The sequence below is a fragment of the Citrobacter sp. Cpo037 genome, assembly GCF_030332945.1.
GTDB lineage: Bacteria > Pseudomonadota > Gammaproteobacteria > Enterobacterales > Enterobacteriaceae > Citrobacter > Citrobacter portucalensis.
In genome coordinates, this window is the sequence record NZ_JAOWGW010000025.1 from 70,047 (window position 1) to 86,716 (window position 16,670).

Genomic DNA, 16,670 nt, shown 5'->3' on the forward strand with positions numbered 1-16,670 from the left:
GACTTTACGGAAAATTCCGCAACACCGCATCTTTTTGTGACGACGACTACACTATTTTATTTAGGAAGTGACGCCATCGGGAGGCTCATGAGCGGATCGGGAGTTCAATTTTCATTCAATGTGCTCACCATTAATACTCACAAAGGGTTCACCGCCTTCAACCGGCGTTTTATTTTGCCTGAGCTACGGGAGGCCGTCAGAACGGTTGGTGCAGACATTGTATGTCTGCAGGAAGTCATGGGCGCACACGAAGCGCATTCGCTGCACATTGATAACTGGCCGGATACCAGCCATTACGAATTTCTGGCGGACACCATGTGGAGCGACTTCGCCTACGGGCGTAACGCCGTGTACCCGCAGGGACATCATGGTAATGCGGTGCTGTCGCGGTATCCCATTGAGCATTATGAAAATCGTGATGTGTCAGTCGGCGCGAGTGAAAAGCGCGGAGTCCTTTACTGCCGAATCGTACCGCCAATGCTCTCCCACCCCATCCATGTGATGTGTGTACATCTCGGCCTGCGTGAAGCTCACCGCCAGACCCAGCTCTCTATGCTGGCAGACTGGGTTAACGCCCTACCCAACGCGGAGCCCGTAGTGATTGCCGGAGATTTTAATGACTGGCGGCAAACGGCCAATCGTCCGTTGAAAGCCAAAGCTGGCCTTGACGAGATTTTTACCCGCGCCCACGGCCGCCCGGCGCGAACCTTTCCGGTGCAGTTTCCCCTGCTGCGCCTGGACAGGATCTATGTGAAAAACGCGAATGCCAGTACCCCAACGACGCTGGCGCTGCGTCACTGGCGACATTTGTCAGATCATGCCCCCCTGAGTGCGGAGATTCATTTATGAAATATGGCTGGCGTGAAGGCAATCAAATTCAACTGCTGGAAAATGGCGATCAATTCTACCCCGCCGTCTTTGACGCCATTGAGCAGGCAGAGCAAAAAATTATCCTTGAGACCTTTATCTGGTTTGAAGATGCGGTCGGAAAACGGCTGCATGCCGCGTTGCTCGAAGCCGCCCGGCGAGGCATCAAAGCAGAGGTGCTGCTGGATGGCTACGGTTCGCCGGATCTGAGCGACAGTTTTGTTGAAGAGCTGACCGTAGCCGGCATTGTTTTCCGCTACTACGATCCGCGCCCACGCCTGTTCGGTATGCGCACCAATCTCTTTCGCCGTATGCATCGAAAAATTGTGGTCATTGATGACCATGTTGCCTTTGTCGGCGGCATCAATTACTCCGCTGAACATATGTCTGATTACGGCCCGGAGGCCAAACAGGATTACGCCGTGCGCGTTGAAGGTCCAGTCGTAGCCGACATCCTAAGATTCGTGCTGGAAAACTTGCCCGGACAGAGCGCCGTACGACGCTGGTGGCGACGTCATCACCGGGCAATCGACAATCATCGCCCTGGCGAAGCGCAGGCGCTGTTTGTCTGGCGCGATAACGAAGAGCATCGCGATGATATTGAACGCCACTATCTGAAAATGCTGACCCAGGCCCGACGGGAAGTGATCATTGCCAATGCCTATTTCTTTCCCGGTTATCGTCTGCTGCATGCCCTGCGTAAAGCGGCGCGACGCGGCGTTCGGGTAAAACTCATCGTGCAGGGTGAACCGGATATGCCGATTGTGAAAGTGGGCGCCCGCCTGCTGTACAACTATCTGGTTAAAGGTGGCGTCCATGTCTATGAATACCGCCGTAAACCTCTGCATGGCAAAGTGGCGCTGATGGACGATCACTGGGCGACGGTGGGATCCAGCAATCTTGATCCGCTGAGCCTGTCGCTGAATCTGGAAGCGAATCTGATTATTCATGACCGCACGTTTAACCAGACCCTGCGCGACAACCTGAACCCTATTATTGCGCAGGACTGCAAGCGGGTTGATGAATCCATGCTGCCAAAACGCACCTGGTGGAACCTGACTAAAAGCGTGTTGGCCTTCCACTTTTTACGCCACTTCCCGGCGCTGGTCGGCTGGCTTCCGGCGCATACCCCGCATCTGGCCGAGATAGAGCCGCCCGCGCAGCCCGCTCTGGAAACTCAGGACCGTATACAAACTGAGGATGCAGGAGGGAAAACCTGATGGCAAAAAATCACCGACGCTGGCGGTTAGCGAAAAAGATCCTCACATGGTTATTTTTTATTGCGGTGATCGTGTTGCTGGTTGTTTATGCCAGCAAAGTCAACTGGCAGGAAGTGTGGACGGTAATTCACGATTACAACCGGATCGCCCTGCTCAGCGCCGTGGGGTTGGTGATCGTCAGTTATTTACTTTACGGCTGTTATGATCTGCTCGGGCGCTACTACTGCGGTCACAAACTGGCAAAACGCCAGGTCATGCTGGTGTCGTTTATCTGTTACGCGTTCAACCTGACGTTAAGCACCTGGGTGGGTGGTATTGGGATGCGTTATCGGCTCTACTCGCGTCTCGGGTTGCCGGGGGGCACAATAACGCGGATTTTTTCGCTGAGCATAACCACAAACTGGCTGGGCTATATTCTGCTGGGCGGTTTTATATTTACCTTCGGCGTCGTCGAACTGCCCGCACACTGGTATATCGATGAAGGCACATTGCGCATTTTAGGCATAGCGCTGCTGATGATTATTGTTGTTTATCTGTGGTTTTGCGCTTTCGCTAAACATCGTCACATCACCATCAAGGGCCAAAAGCTGGTGCTACCCTCGTGGAAATTTGCCCTCGCGCAAATGGCGATATCCGGGGCTAACTGGATGGTAATGGGGGCGATTATCTGGTTGTTGCTGGGCCAGAACATCAACTATTTCTTCGTGCTGGGCGTGCTGCTGGTAAGCAGTATTGCCGGGGTGATTGTGCATATTCCGGCGGGGATCGGCGTGCTGGAGGCAGTGTTTATGGCGCTGCTGGCAGGAGAGAATACGTCTCAGGGCACGATCATTGCTGCCCTGCTCGCGTATCGCGTGCTGTACTATTTTATTCCGCTACTGCTGGCGCTGATGTGTTATTTGCTGTTGGAGAGTCGGGCGAAAAAGCTACGGGCAAAGAACGAGAAGACGATGGCGAAATGATGGTGCATATAGTGCCGGATGCGGCCTACCGCCTGGTATCAAAAGTAGGCCGGATAAGGCGTTAAGCCGCATCCGGCAACAGACAATTAACGACGATTGCCGAAAATACGCAGCAGCATCAGGAACAGGTTGATGAAGTCCAGATACAGCGTTAAAGCCCCAAGAATCGCGTATTTACGCAGATTGGAGCTGTCGCGCAGGTCAATCTGCTCACCGATATTTTTCAGCTTCTGCGTGTCATAGGCGGTCAGACCGACAAACACAATCACCCCGATATAGGTCACCGCCCACATCAGCGCTTCGCTCTTCAGCCAGAAGTTAACCAGCGAGGCCAGCACAATACCGATCAGCGCCATGAACAGCATATTGCCGAAGCCGCTCAGATCGCGCTTGGTGGTGTAGCCATACAAGCTCATGATCCCGAACATCCCACCAGTGACCACGAAGGTGCTGGCGATAGACGAGTAGGTATAGACGATAAAAATGCTTGATAGCGTCAACCCGGTTAATGCCGAATAGAGCATAAACAGCGTGGTCGCCATACCCGCGCTCAGCCTTTGCACCATGCCAGACAGGACGAACACCAGCGCCAGTTGAGCGATGATCAGGCCAAAGAAGGTGATTTTGCTGGAGAAGACAAACATCATCACCGCGGGCGTATTTGCCGCATACCAGGCGATAAACGCCGTCAGCAACAGTCCGCAGGTCATCCAGCCGTACACCTGCGCCATATACGTTTGCAGACCGGAACGGGCCTGTACAATAGAATCGGATCGTGGGAATCGGTCCATGACAATCTCCTGAATCAGTATGAGCCTACAACAATTGTACTCTACCAGCGTTTTGCTGCTAGCTTATCGCTGTCGCGGGCATCAACCCAGCGCTCACCTTCCGGCGTAGCCTCGCGTTTCCAGAACGGCGCGCGGGTTTTCAGGTAATCCATAATGAACTGCCCGGCATCAAATGCGCTGCTGCGATGCGCACTGGTCACGCCAACAAACACGATTTCGTCACCCGGCCACAGTTCGCCAATGCGATGAATCACCGTCACCCGACCCAGTGGCCAGCGCGAACGCGCTTCGTCGACAATCTCCGCCAGCGCTTTTTCGGTCATTCCCGGATAGTGTTCCAGCGTTAACGCCTGCACGCTGTCACCGAGATTGTGATTGCGCACTTTACCGGTGAAAGTGACGACCGCGCCGTCTTCATCGCGCTCTGCCAGCCAGGGATACTCATCCCCGACGCTGAACGGCGCATGGCCAACAACAATTCGCGTTTGAGCCATTTTAGCCTCCGGTTACCGGCGGGAAGAAAGCGACTTCATCACCCGCGTTAAGAGGATGGTCAAAACTGACAAGCGTCTGATTCACCGCCGCCAGCAGCTTGCCGTCTTCCAGCGCCAGCGCCCAGCGATCGCTTTGCGCCGCCAGATGCTTGCGCAGCGCTTCTACCGTTGCAAACTCGGCGGCAACTTCTAACGCATCGGTGTTCACCAGTTCCCGTACCTGAGCAAAGAAAAGAACCTTAATCATGCGCATCCACCTTAAAATCACCCGATTTGCCGCCGCTTTTTGCCAGCAGACGCACCGGACCAATCACCATATCCTTTTGTACCGCTTTGCACATATCGTAGATGGTCAATGCCGCCACGGAGGCTGCCGTTAACGCTTCCATTTCAACGCCGGTTTTACCGGTCAGGCGACACAGCGTTTCAATACGTACGCGATTGTGCTCCGGCTCGGCGTGCAAATTGACTTCGACCTTGCTCAACATCAGCGGGTGACACAGTGGGATAAGATCCCAGGTCCGTTTGGCAGCCTGAATACCGGCAATACGCGCCGTGGCGAAAACGTCACCTTTATGGTGGCTGCCGTCGATGATCATCGCCAGCGTTTCGCTATGCATGGTTACGAATGCTTCTGCACGCGCCTCGCGTACGGTTTCCGCTTTGGCGGAGACATCCACCATATGCGCTTCGCCAGCGGCGTTAATATGAGTCAGTTGCGACATACTTATTTCTTCAAATGTGGGTGGAAATTACACGGACGCGTACGGGCATCAAGCTGCGGCGCAATGATATTTTCCCAGGCAGTACGACACGCTTTCGTCGAACCCGGCATGGCAAAAATCAGCGTTTTATTGGCCACCCCGGCAATCGCCCGGGATTGCAGCGTCGCGGTGCCAATCTCTTCAAACGACAGCATACGGAAGACTTCGCCAAACCCTTCAACTTCTCTGTCGAACAGCGGTTGCAGCGCTTCCGGCGCCTGGTCCCCTTCGGTTAAGCCAGTGCCACCGGTAATGAGCACCACCTGTACATCGTCACTGGCAATCCAGGCAGAAACCTGGGCGCGGATGGCGTAGCGGTTCTCTTTGACAATCGCCTTATCGACAATCTGATGACCCGCTTCTTGCGCCGAGTCACGCAGATAATGGCCGGAGGTGTCATCTTCTTCGCCGCGACGGTTGGAAACAGTAAGAATAGCAATGCGTGTCGGGATAAATTCAGCGCTTACCTGACTCATGAAAAACTCCTTTTAGCGATCAGCCGCCAATGTAAGATAAGTTTTGCGTAATACCGGTATTGTTCTGATGCAGGAAATGGGTCTGCTTTTTCTCCAGCAGCGCGGCTGAAATACGTTCTTCCAGCGCCGGTTGCTGAGTATCGTCTTCCAGCAAATCACGCAGGCTTACGCCACCTTCACCAAATAAACACAGATGAAGCTTGCCGACAGAGGAAACGCGCAGACGATTACAGGTGGCGCAGAAGTCTTTCTCATAAGGCATGATCAGACCAATTTCGCCAACATAATCAGGATGACAGAATACCTGAGCCGGGCCGTCGCTACGCTGTCGGATCTGGTGGATCCAGCCGCGACGCAGCAGCTCATCGCGCAGTACCTGTCCGGAAATATGGTGTTTACGGAAGAGAGAGCTGCCCTCGCCCGTTTCCATCAGTTCAATAAAACGCAGTTGGATTGGTCGAGGTTGGATCCACGCCAGGAAGGTGTCCAGTTGATGATGGTTTACGTCGCGCATCAGCACGGTGTTGACTTTCACTTTTTCAAAACCGGCATCAAAGGCGGCATCAATGCCTGCCATCACCTGCTGAAACTTGTCCTGTCCGGTAATGGCGTGAAACTGACGGGCATCGAGGCTGTCGACGCTGACGTTGAGCGCGGTCAGTCCGGCATCGCGCCAGGCGGCGGCATCGCGCGCCAGACGATAACCATTGGTGGTTACCGCAATCTGGCGGATGGCGTCGTTTTCGCGCACGGCGGCGATGATGTCAGTGAAGTCGCGACGCAGTGAAGGTTCGCCCCCCGTAAGACGCACTTTTTCCGTTCCCAGACTGGCGAACGCACGCGTGACGCGGCGAATTTCATCAACGGTCAAAAAGCCGTTATTGGTGACCCCGCCGGGCTTATAGCCATCCGGCAGGCAGTAGGTGCAACGAAAGTTACACACATCGGTAATCGACAAACGTAAGTAGTAAAACTTACGTGCGAAAGCATCGGTAAGTTGAGAGCCCATGTACACCTTTCCAAATACGGGAGACGTAGTCATTTCTTCCTGCGCCCTGGTGACAAACTTTTTCAAGTCTTGTCACGGCCAAAGCACCGTATCATTTGACCCAGGTGCAGAGGCTAGAGTGTTTATACTCATCATACTTCGAGTTGCAGATGCGTTGGCTTTCGGCAACTCAAATTATTAAAAGTACTTTGTGGTTATGCCGATACTAGCGTGTAAATGACGCTTTTGCCATGTACACTTTCGCTGTATAAATACATACATAACGACATGATCGTGCAATTTCGCTACAGAATAAGCAAAAACTGCAGTTTTGCATTGATATACATCATCTTGCTATCAGGTGGGTGTCGTCAGAAAGGAGTAGATCGCAGAAAAAAATTACGGCAGATGCCGACTGGATAATTGCCGAAAACACGCTATTTACGTTACTGTAGCGCCGATCAATTGATATCAGGAAAATATATGCGCACTCGCACGCTGGCAGATCTGGACCGCGTTGTCGCTCTCGGCGGAGGGCATGGATTAGGACGCGTTCTCTCCTCTCTTTCCCCATTAGGTTCCCGCCTGACGGGTATCGTCACCACCACGGATAACGGCGGGTCGACAGGTCGTATTCGTCGCTCTGAAGGAGGGATAGCCTGGGGAGACATGCGTAACTGTCTGAACCAGTTAATTACCCAACCCAGCGTTGCATCCGCCATGTTTGAGTATCGTTTTGGCGGTAATGGTGAACTTTCCGGACATAACCTCGGAAATCTGATGTTAAAGGCGCTCGATCACCTCAGCGTGCGGCCTCTGGAAGCTATCAATTTAATTCGTAGCCTGCTGAAAGTTGACGCACATTTAATTCCGATGTCGGAGCTGCCGGTGGATCTGATGGCCATTGATGACCAGGGACATGAAGTTTATGGCGAAGTGAATATCGATCAGCTCACCGTCCCGCCTCAGGAACTGATGCTGTCGCCAAAAGTCCCGACTACGCGTGAGGCCGTTGAGGCTATCGCTGAAGCGGATTTGATTTTGATAGGCCCTGGCAGTTTTTACACCAGCCTGATGCCGATTCTGTTACTCGATGAAATGTCACAGGCATTACGTCGCACACCGGCTCCGATGGTCTACATAGGCAATCTTGGGCGCGAATTAAGCCTGCCAGCAGCCAGCCTGACGCTTAGCGATAAGCTGGCCATTATTGAACAGTACGTCGGGAAGAAAGTGATTGATGCGGTGGTTGTGGGGCCGAAAGTAGATGCTTCCGCCGTTACCGACCGCGTTGTGATCCAGGAAGTGCTGGAAGCCAGCGATATTCCCTACCGCCATGACCGCCAGCTATTGCATAGTGCGCTGGAGAAAGCAGTGCATGCGCTGGGCTGAACGGATTTGCCTGATGCGCTTTGCTTATCAGGCCTACAAAACGATTTGCTCCGGCATCCGGCATCAAACAATGCCTGATGCGCTGCGCTTATCAGGCCTACAAAAACGCTCGGCTCCGCCATCCGGCATCAAACAACGCCTGATGCGCTGCGCTTATCAGGCCTACAAAGGCGATCTACCCCGTAGGTCGGATAAGGGGTTTACCCCGCATCCGACACCGCCTTAAGATGCCGCAATAAACAACTCGCGCAGCTGATGCAACTGGTCACGGATTGTCGCGGCCTCTTCAAACTCGAGATTCTGTGCGTGCTGCATCATTTGCCCTTCCAGCTCGTGAATCTTCTGCTGCAGCGCTTTTGGCGTCATATCCAGTTCGACAACCTCAGACTTCGCGCCTGCGCGTGACTTCCCTTTGCCTTTCGCTTTGGTCTTCGCAATATTCTGACCCAACGCCAGAATATCGACCACTTTCTTGTTCAGGCCCTGCGGCGTAATACCGTGCTCTTCGTTGTAGAGCTGCTGTTTCTCACGACGACGTTCGGTTTCACCAATCGCTTTGGCCATTGAGGCGGTAATTTTATCACCGTAAAGAATCGCCTTACCGTTGATATTACGCGCCGCACGACCGATGGTCTGGATAAGCGAACGTTCAGAACGCAGGAACCCTTCTTTGTCTGCGTCCAGAATCGCCACCAGGGAGACCTCAGGCATGTCCAGGCCTTCACGTAACAGGTTGATACCCACCAGCACGTCAAACTCGCCCAGACGCAGGTCACGAATGATTTCCATACGTTCCACGGTATCGATGTCAGAGTGCAGATAACGCACCCGCTCGCCGTGTTCTTCGAGGTATTCTGTGAGGTCTTCCGCCATCCGTTTGGTGAGCGTGGTGACCAGCACACGTTCGTTAATCGCCGCACGGGTGCGGATTTCAGACAGCAGGTCGTCAACCTGCGTCGCCACCGGACGCACCTCAATAACCGGATCCAGCAGCCCGGTCGGTCGTACCACCTGATCGACCACATCATCACCGGATTTCTCCAGCTCATAGTTGCCCGGCGTCGCCGAAACGTAGATGGTTTGCGGGGCCAGCGCTTCAAACTCTTCAAATTTAAGCGGACGGTTATCCAGCGCCGACGGCAGACGGAATCCGTATTCGACCAGGGTTTCTTTACGCGCCCGGTCACCGCGATACATGCCGCCAATTTGCGGGATAGTCACGTGGGATTCATCCACAACCAGCAGGCCATCGGCAGGCAGGTAATCAAACAGCGTCGGCGGCGGCTCGCCCGGACCACGCCCGGACAGATAGCGGGAATAGTTTTCAATCCCCGAGCAGTAACCCAGCTCGTTCATCATTTCCAGATCGAACTGGGTACGCTGACTTAAGCGCTGTTCTTCCAGAAGTTTGTTATTTGCCAACAGGACCTTACGCCGCTCTGCCAGCTCAACTTTAATTTCTTCCATCGCCTGTACAATACGTTCGCGCGGCGTCACGTAGTGCGTTTTAGGGTAGATGGTAAAGCGCGAAATAGTGGATTCGACCTGCCCGGTAAGCGGGTCAAACAGCGACAAACGTTCGACCTCTTCATCAAACAGTTCCACGCGCAACGCGATGTCGTCAGATTCCGCCGGGAATATGTCGATCACTTCACCGCGCACGCGGAAGGTCCCGCGCTGGAATGCCTGATCGTTGCGGGTATATTGCAGCTCCGCCAGACGACGCAGGATCGCGCGCTGGTCGATAATCATCCCCACCGTCAGGTGCAGCATCATTTTCAGGTACAGATCCGGGTCACCCAGACCATAAATCGCGGAAACCGACGCCACGACAACGACATCCCGTCGCTCAAGCAACGCTTTGGTCGCTGACAGTCGCATCTGCTCAATGTGTTCGTTAACCGAGGCATCCTTCTCGATGAAGGTGTCAGAACTTGGCACGTAGGCTTCCGGCTGATAATAGTCGTAGTAGGAGACGAAATATTCCACCGCGTTATCCGGGAAAAACTCTTTCATCTCACCGTACAACTGTGCGGCAAGCGTCTTATTGGGGGCCAGCACCATGGTAGGTCGCTGTAAGTCAGCAATCACGTTCGCGATGGTGAATGTTTTCCCCGACCCCGTCACCCCCAGCAGCGTCTGATGCGCCAGTCCATCCTCCAGACCTTCTTCCAGGCGACGAATCGCCTCAGGCTGATCGCCAGAGGGTTTAAAAGCGGAATTTAGTTTGAACGGTTTACTCATGAGCAGCTACCTGAAGCAATGGGCGGGCAGGTGTGTAATTTTACTCGCAGCCGTATATTTTGCCAGTAAAATATACTGGATGGAAAAACAGTAACGCGCCAGAATATTTCTGTTACCCCAGCAAAATGGCCGTGACTACAGGCTAAAATTTGTCCGCAGGCAAGATAAAACACCAGCAAAAATGTGTTATCCCCAAACCAATGACTTTTTTAACATTTGTCAAGCTACCCGATGAAAGTTTTGTGGCAACACATGACACTTCTGCGACAGCCATTGCATTTATCTAACACACTGTAATTTAATGACTATTATCTCAAGCCGTCTTTCGCATCAATTTAGTCGCAGGCCGCGTCTTCTCTCGCTTACCTTGTGTTTTCTAACTCTAATACACAAGGTTATCCACAGGAATAGTGGATAACTGCCTCCAGCCCGTATGGACTGTAGCCTGGCAAAAACGTCCTGATGGTCTTTTCTGGTGGGATAAAAAAAAATTATCGCTATTTTTTGATATTTATCAGCTAACGAAGCGACCTGGAATGGCCGAGATCTTGCTCGCATTTTCATCATTTTCCTGCCTGCACCATCACAACGCCACCAGGCACTGACAATGTGCACACTGCGGCGCTCATCCACAACAAGCCAGATACCGCAACCCGCTCAATACGCTATTCTGCTGTATTTTCCCCTCATTCCGCTTCTGGCAAGAGATTTGCAGTTTTCTCCCGACCATCAGCCCGCGAGGCGGATATCATCATGAGGGAGAAATCTATGTTGAGTCTTCGTGCAGTGAATCACTATTACGGTAATCAACACTCGCTTTGGGATGTCGATCTCGACCTGTTGCCCGGTAAATGTACCGCCGTGCTGGGTCTTCCAGGGATGGGAAAAACCACGCTGGCCAATTGCATCACAGGCAATTTACCGATTGAGAGCGGAACCATGTTCTGGCATCAGGCTGGCGCACCACCTTGCGATCTGCTTCAGATTCCGGCGGCAAAGCGCATTGCGCTGGGTATTAACTGTGTATCACAGGAACGGCGAATTTTTTCGCAGCTGACGGTAGAGGAAAATCTGCACATTGCGCGCCAGGCGGTTGAGAAAAGCGAAACGATGAACAGCAGCGATATTTACCGCCTGTTTCCACAGCTGTTTGTACTGCGTCAGGCCAAAGGGGTGGCATTGTCGGAGGAAAATCAGCACCAGCTTGCACTCGCCAGTGCGTTAGTCACTCGCCCGCGCCTGCTGATTCTCGATGAGCCGACGCGAGGAAGTGGCCAGGCGTATATCCACAAACTGGGGAATCTGATAGTGAGGCTAAGCCAGGAGCTTGGCATCGCCATTATGCTCGCGGAGCAGAGCCTGCCGTTTATTCGTCGGGTCGCTGACTGCTATTACTTGTTACATCGTGGACGCAACGTGGCTCAAGGGCAAATAACACAATTCAGCGACCCGCTAATCAACGACTGGTGGATGCCAGAGACAAAACGCTAAGATCGATATAACGACCTGTCGCTGCTCGTTCCGGCTCTTCTGCCAGCCAGGGAATTTCCCCCAGTAGCGGAGCCGCAAGCGCACGCTTTAGCGTCGCCATATATTCAGCATGACGCTTACCGGGTGGCATCACATCATTGGCAACCCATCCGGCGAGCGTCAGTCCGGCCTGCTGCACCGCCTGGGCGGTCAAAATGGCATGGTTGATACAACCGAGCTTAACGCCAACCACCAGAATCACCGGCAGTTGTTCCGCTTTTACCCAGTCAGAAAAACTCAGCGTTGGCGAAAGTGGCGTAAACCATCCGCCTGCGCCTTCCACCAATACCCAGTCAGCCTGTTCTTCAAGCAAGCGTAAACCCGCAGACATCACTGAGGCCTGAATGGGGCGCCCTTCGTCAGCACTGATGATATGCGGTGAGGTAGGTTCGGCGAAGGTATACGGATTGATGGCCGCATAATCCACTGCCACAACGCTGTTGCGCTGTAGAGCCAGCGCATCGCTGTTTCGCAGACCTTCAGCCGTCATTTCACTGCCTGACGCCACCGGCTTATAGCCGACCGTTCGCAACCCCAGCTGTCCCGCCGCCTGAAGCAACGCACAGCTGGCGATAGTTTTACCTACTTCGGTGTCCGTCCCGGTGACAAAATACGTGTTAGTCACGTTGAATTACTCCCAAAAAAAGATGATAGGTCAGCGGATATTTCCCCTGCTGACAGGGCCAGGCGAGCTGTAACTGGCGCAACTGCGAGCGGGTCAGCACACGCTGCTCGCGCCCATCATGCAAATGCGTCGCGCCAATGCCTTTCAGCGAGCGCATGGCGCTCAGCGCATCGTCAAACCACAGCGTGACGGCATGAGACTGGTATTCAACGTCCCAGCCGCACAGCGCGTTTTCCAGTTGCTCCACCGGCAAAAAACGGTTGGCGTGCTCCCGATCATCAACTGCTCGCCACGCCTGACGAAGTTCAGGCATCGACCCTTGCGCCAGGGTACTAAACGCCACCGTCCCGCCAGGACGCACCACCCGATATAGCTCGCGTAACGCGCCGCGCAGGTCGTTGCACCACTGCACGGCCAGATTGCTCCAGGCCAGGTCGAAAGTGGCAGCGGCCTGCGGAATGGCTTCGATATCCGCCAGCAGATAGTGATGGGCTACATCGTGACGCTGCGCTTCGGTCAGCATTTGTGCCGACAGATCCAGCGCACAGACCTCGCTCCCCTGCTCCCGCCAGTAGCGACTCATACGCCCAGGCCCACAGCCCGCGTCCAAAACCCGTGAGAACGCCCGGCCATCGAGTCGTGCCAGTAACGCATCGGCGCTCTGACGCTGAAGCTCCGCATGTTGCTCATAGTGCGTGGCCGCGCGACCAAACGCAGCGGCAATCGCCTGCTTATTGACCTGCGCCATGCAGCACCTCCAGTAGGCTGTCGATATCCTGGACTTCATGCGCCTGGGTCAGCGTAATCCGCAGCCTGGCCGTCCCAACCGGCACAGTCGGTGGACGAATCGCCGTCACCCAGCACCCCTGTTGCCGTAACGTCTGTGCCAGTTGCAAGGCTTTATGATTGTCGCCAACGATCAGCGGTTGAATAGCGCTGTCTGAATGCGCCAGCGTCAAATCCGTGGTATTCAGCCCTGCGCGAAAACGCTGGATCAGCATCGCCAGCTTTTCTCTGCGCTCATCGCCTTCGCTGCTGCGGATCACCGCCAGCGCGACGCGCAAGGCCTGAGCCTGGGCTGGCGGCATGCTGGTGCTGTAGATCAGATGACGGGCAAACTGCAGCAGATAATCGGCCACGCTATCAGAACACAGGATCGCCGCACCGCTGACGCCGAACCCTTTGCCAAATGTCACCACCAACAGCTCAGGTTTCACCTGCTGTCGAGAGCACGAACCACGTCCTTCCTCACCGCTTACGCCAATCCCATGCGCATCATCCACCAGCAGCCACGCGCCCTGCCGTTTCGCCACCACGTGGATTTCTGCCAGCGGCGCGCTGTCGCCATCCATGCTGAACACGCCTTCGGTGACCACCAGCTGCTGCCCCGGACAGGGGGCTGTCAGCAGACGATCCAGATGTTGCGAGTCGTTATGGGTAAAGCGACGTAACACGGCAGGGCTAAGACTGGCAGCCTCCAGCAGCGAGGCATGGCTGAGCCTGTCGGCAACAATCTTGTCATCTTTTCCCATCAGTGCGGCAATGACCGCCTGATTGGCGGCAAAACCAGAGATGAACAACAGCGCCCGGGAATAGCCGAGCCACTGCGCCAGCTCTTCTTCCAGCGCCTGATGAGCAACGGAATAACCGCTGACATGGCCCGAGCCGCCGCTGCCGACGCCAAAACGCTCAGCGCCCTGCTGCCACGCGCAGATAATCTGCGGATGGTGGCTTAAGCCGAGGTAGTCGTTGCTGGAGAAATTCAGATACTGGCGACCATCGGCCTGCAGCCAGCGCCCGGCACCCTGCGTCACTGCATAGCGCTGACGCAGGGCATCAGCACGACGACGCGCTGTTAGCGCATCGTCAATTTTTTGCTGCCAGGTCATACGGTTGCCGCGTTGTAGTAATCGTCGGTATCCGGGGTACGCAGCGCCTGCTCCAGACGTTGTTGCTGTTCGTTATCGCCCGCCAGTACCGCAGTTTGCTGCGGGTTAAGACCCAGCTTGCGAAATAACAGCAAATCTTTATCTTCGTTCGGGTTCGGGGTGGTCAGCAGTTTGCAGCCGTAGAAAATCGAGTTGGCCCCGGCCATAAAGCACATCGCCTGGGTTTGTTCGTTCATCTGCTCGCGCCCGGCAGAAAGACGCACGTATGAGGTCGGCATCATGATACGCGCCACGGCGATAGTACGAATAAAATCAAAAGCATCTACGTCGTCGTTATCGGCAAGCGGCGTGCCCTTCACTTTCACCAGCATGTTGATCGGCACGCTTTCCGGCGGCGTCGGCAGATTCGCTAATTGCAGCAGCAGACCCGCGCGGTCGGTCACCGTTTCGCCCAGCCCAACAATCCCGCCGGAGCAAACTTTAATGCCCGCCTCGCGCACTTTATCCAGCGTGTCCAGGCGCTCCTGGTACGAGCGGGTGGTGATGATATTGCCGTAAAATTCCGGCGAGGTGTCGAGGTTGTGGTTGTAGTAGTCCAGACCCGCATTGGCCAGGCGCTGGGCCTGAGATTCGTCCAGCGTGCCCAGCGTCATACAGGCTTCCAGCCCCAGTTCTTTCACGCCCTGCACCATCTGCTCGAGGTACGGCATATCGCGCTCATGCGGGTTTTTCCACGCCGCGCCCATGCAAAACCGCGTTGAGCCGGCCTGCTTCGCCTTACGTGCCGAGTCCAGTACCTGTTCAACCTCCATCAACCGTTCTGTTTCCAGACCGGTTTTATAGCGGGAGCTTTGCGGGCAGTATTTGCAATCTTCCGGGCAAGCACCGGTCTTAATCGACAGCAACGTACTGACCTGAACCTGCTGCGGATCGAAATGCTGACGATGAACCTGCTGCGCTTCAAACAACAGATCCAACAGTGGTTTTTCAAATAATTCGGTGACTTGCGACATTGTCCAGCGAGAAGAATGAGCCATATTGGTATACGTTTCGTTGTTAGTTTGGTGTAGACTCGTAAACCTAAATCTTTTTAATTTGGTTTACAAGTCGATTATGACAACGGACGATCTTGCGTTTGACCAACGCCATATCTGGCACCCATACACCTCCATGACCTCCCCGTTGCCGGTTTATCCGGTGGCGCGTGCCGAAGGTTGCGAACTGATCTTAGCCAGCGGTGAGAAGCTGATTGACGGCATGTCATCCTGGTGGGCGGCAATCCACGGTTACAATCACCCGCAACTGAATGCCGCGATGAAAACGCAGATTGATACCATGTCGCATGTGATGTTTGGCGGCATTACCCATGCCCCGGCCATTGCGTTGTGCCGCCAGTTGGTGGCGATGACCCCAGAGGCGCTGGAGTGCGTTTTTCTCGCGGATTCAGGGTCGGTCGCCGTAGAAGTCGCAATGAAAATGGCGCTGCAATACTGGCAGGCTAAAGGTGAATCCCGCCAGCGTTTCCTGACATTTCGTAACGGTTATCACGGTGATACCTTCGGCGCGATGTCGGTCTGCGATCCCGACAACTCAATGCACAGTCTGTGGAAGGGGTACCTGCCGGAGAACCTGTTTGCCCCAGCCCCACAAAGCCGCATGGGAGGCGAGTGGGACGAACTGGATATGGTGCCTTTTGCCCGTCTGATGGCCGCGCATCGCCACGAAATTGCGGCGGTGATCCTAGAGCCAATCGTACAGGGCGCTGGCGGTATGCGCATGTATCATCCCGAATGGTTAAAACGCATCCGTAAGATGTGCGACCGTGAAGGGATCCTGCTGATTGCCGATGAAATCGCCACCGGATTTGGTCGTACAGGCAAGCTGTTTGCCTGCGAACACGCCGACATAACCCCGGACATTTTGTGCCTGGGCAAAGCGTTAACCGGCGGTACGATGACCCTTTCTGCAACCCTGACCACGCGTCAGGTCGCAGAAACCATCAGCAATGGTGAAGCCGGATGCTTCATGCACGGCCCAACCTTTATGGGCAATCCGTTGGCCTGCGCCGTCGCCTCCGCCAGCCTGTCGTTAATCGAAACCGGCGAGTGGCGCGCGCAGGTAGCGGCCATTGAAGCGCAACTGCGGGCAGAACTCGCCCCGGCGGCGGACTCCAGTTGGGTCGCGGACGTACGCGTGCTCGGCGCCATTGGCGTAATCGAAACCACGCATCCGGTGAATATGGCAGCGTTACAGAAGTTCTTTGTCGAACAGGGCGTGTGGATAAGACCGTTTGGCAAGCTCATCTACCTGATGCCGCCGTACATCATTCAGCCCGATCAGTTGCGTCGCCTGACGCAGGCCGTGAACGAGGCTGTGCGCAATGCAACATTTTTTAGCGATTAATCAGCGGTAAGCTCTACGGTTTCTG

Annotated in this window: 17 protein-coding genes and 1 riboswitch; of the genes, 6 read left to right on the forward strand and 11 right to left on the reverse strand. The window is 54.6% G+C overall.

The features are described from left to right. Positions 1-87 precede the first annotated feature (87 nt). Genes OGX94_RS01965 through OGX94_RS01975 form a run of 3 tightly spaced genes read left to right on the forward strand, consistent with a single transcriptional unit; the run spans position 88 to position 3,049 of the window. Positions 88-849 carry an endonuclease/exonuclease/phosphatase family protein gene (locus OGX94_RS01965; RefSeq protein ID WP_126318751.1) on the forward strand — a complete coding sequence of 254 codons (762 nt, stop codon included), beginning with the start codon at positions 88-90 and terminating at the stop codon, positions 847-849. After that, positions 846-2,087 (forward strand): cardiolipin synthase ClsB, encoded by a 1,242-nt coding sequence (gene clsB, locus OGX94_RS01970; protein ID WP_257661517.1) that lies wholly within the window; start codon positions 846-848, stop codon positions 2,085-2,087. Before OGX94_RS01965 ends, clsB begins: the two co-directional genes overlap by 4 nt. Further along, a complete protein-coding gene (locus OGX94_RS01975; RefSeq protein ID WP_257661516.1) occupies positions 2,087-3,049 on the forward strand; it encodes a lysylphosphatidylglycerol synthase domain-containing protein in 963 nt (320 codons plus the stop codon). The genes clsB and OGX94_RS01975 overlap by 1 nt, the downstream gene beginning before the upstream one ends. An 86-nt stretch (positions 3,050-3,135) precedes the next feature. On the opposite strand, the gene OGX94_RS01980 is transcribed toward OGX94_RS01975, so the two are convergent. From OGX94_RS01980 to moaA, 6 genes are all read right to left on the reverse strand, one after another. Next, positions 3,136-3,840: a Bax inhibitor-1/YccA family protein gene (locus tag OGX94_RS01980; RefSeq protein ID WP_003831536.1), complete on the reverse strand. Its 705-nt coding sequence runs from the start codon at positions 3,838-3,840 to the stop codon at positions 3,136-3,138. A 41-nt stretch (positions 3,841-3,881) separates the two neighbouring features. Further along, on the reverse strand, positions 3,882-4,334 hold the full coding sequence (gene moaE / locus OGX94_RS01985) for a molybdopterin synthase catalytic subunit MoaE (RefSeq protein WP_003831533.1): 453 nt from the start codon (positions 4,332-4,334) through the stop codon (positions 3,882-3,884). 1 nt (position 4,335) lies between these two features. Further along, on the reverse strand, positions 4,336-4,581 hold the full coding sequence (gene moaD, locus OGX94_RS01990; protein WP_003831530.1) for a molybdopterin synthase sulfur carrier subunit: 246 nt from the start codon (positions 4,579-4,581) through the stop codon (positions 4,336-4,338). Then, complete coding sequence (moaC, locus tag OGX94_RS01995; protein WP_003831529.1) at positions 4,574-5,059, reverse strand: cyclic pyranopterin monophosphate synthase MoaC; 486 nt, start codon at positions 5,057-5,059, stop codon at positions 4,574-4,576. Before moaC ends, moaD begins: the two co-directional genes overlap by 8 nt. A gap of 2 nt (positions 5,060-5,061) precedes the next feature. Further along, positions 5,062-5,574, reverse strand: a complete 513-nt coding sequence (gene moaB / locus OGX94_RS02000) for a molybdenum cofactor biosynthesis protein B (RefSeq protein ID WP_003035187.1) — start codon at positions 5,572-5,574, stop codon at positions 5,062-5,064. Positions 5,575-5,593: 19 nt separating this feature from the next. Continuing rightward, complete coding sequence (moaA, locus tag OGX94_RS02005) at positions 5,594-6,583, reverse strand: GTP 3',8-cyclase MoaA (RefSeq protein WP_257661515.1); 990 nt, start codon at positions 6,581-6,583, stop codon at positions 5,594-5,596. Then, positions 6,571-6,716, reverse strand: a riboswitch (molybdenum cofactor riboswitch). (Overlaps the previous gene by 13 nt.) A 329-nt stretch (positions 6,717-7,045) precedes the next feature. Between moaA and yvcK the strand changes: the two genes are divergently transcribed. Then, positions 7,046-7,954, forward strand: coding sequence for a uridine diphosphate-N-acetylglucosamine-binding protein YvcK (gene yvcK / locus OGX94_RS02010; RefSeq protein ID WP_257661514.1), 909 nt, complete (start codon positions 7,046-7,048; stop codon positions 7,952-7,954). A 222-nt stretch (positions 7,955-8,176) separates the two neighbouring features. Here the strand turns inward: yvcK and uvrB are convergent, their stop codons facing one another. Then, positions 8,177-10,198 carry an excinuclease ABC subunit UvrB gene (gene uvrB / locus OGX94_RS02015; protein WP_008784186.1) on the reverse strand — a complete coding sequence of 674 codons (2,022 nt, stop codon included), beginning with the start codon at positions 10,196-10,198 and terminating at the stop codon, positions 8,177-8,179. A gap of 768 nt (positions 10,199-10,966) precedes the next feature. On the opposite strand from uvrB, the gene OGX94_RS02020 reads away from it, so the two are divergent. Then, positions 10,967-11,689, forward strand: a complete 723-nt coding sequence (locus OGX94_RS02020) for an ABC transporter ATP-binding protein (protein ID WP_286568577.1) — start codon at positions 10,967-10,969, stop codon at positions 11,687-11,689. On the opposite strand, the gene bioD is transcribed toward OGX94_RS02020, so the two are convergent. Genes bioD through bioB form a run of 4 tightly spaced genes read right to left on the reverse strand, consistent with a single transcriptional unit; the run spans position 11,655 to position 15,279 of the window. After that, the gene (gene bioD / locus OGX94_RS02025; protein ID WP_257661512.1) at positions 11,655-12,353 is read right to left on the reverse strand and encodes a dethiobiotin synthase; all 699 of its coding nucleotides are present in this window, start codon (positions 12,351-12,353) and stop codon (positions 11,655-11,657) included. The genes OGX94_RS02020 and bioD overlap by 35 nt on opposite strands. Further along, positions 12,346-13,101 carry a malonyl-ACP O-methyltransferase BioC gene (bioC, locus tag OGX94_RS02030; protein WP_003831518.1) on the reverse strand — a complete coding sequence of 252 codons (756 nt, stop codon included), beginning with the start codon at positions 13,099-13,101 and terminating at the stop codon, positions 12,346-12,348. Before bioC ends, bioD begins: the two co-directional genes overlap by 8 nt. Then, positions 13,085-14,242, reverse strand: a complete 1,158-nt coding sequence (bioF, locus tag OGX94_RS02035) for an 8-amino-7-oxononanoate synthase (protein ID WP_200920643.1) — start codon at positions 14,240-14,242, stop codon at positions 13,085-13,087. Before bioF ends, bioC begins: the two co-directional genes overlap by 17 nt. Beyond that, positions 14,239-15,279: a biotin synthase BioB gene (gene bioB, locus OGX94_RS02040; protein ID WP_008784180.1), complete on the reverse strand. Its 1,041-nt coding sequence runs from the start codon at positions 15,277-15,279 to the stop codon at positions 14,239-14,241. The genes bioF and bioB overlap by 4 nt, the downstream gene beginning before the upstream one ends. A gap of 76 nt (positions 15,280-15,355) precedes the next feature. Here bioB and bioA point away from each other — a divergent pair, with 76 nt between their 5' ends. Further along, positions 15,356-16,645 carry an adenosylmethionine--8-amino-7-oxononanoate transaminase gene (bioA, locus tag OGX94_RS02045; RefSeq protein ID WP_126318767.1) on the forward strand — a complete coding sequence of 430 codons (1,290 nt, stop codon included), beginning with the start codon at positions 15,356-15,358 and terminating at the stop codon, positions 16,643-16,645. Positions 16,646-16,670 lie beyond the last annotated feature (25 nt).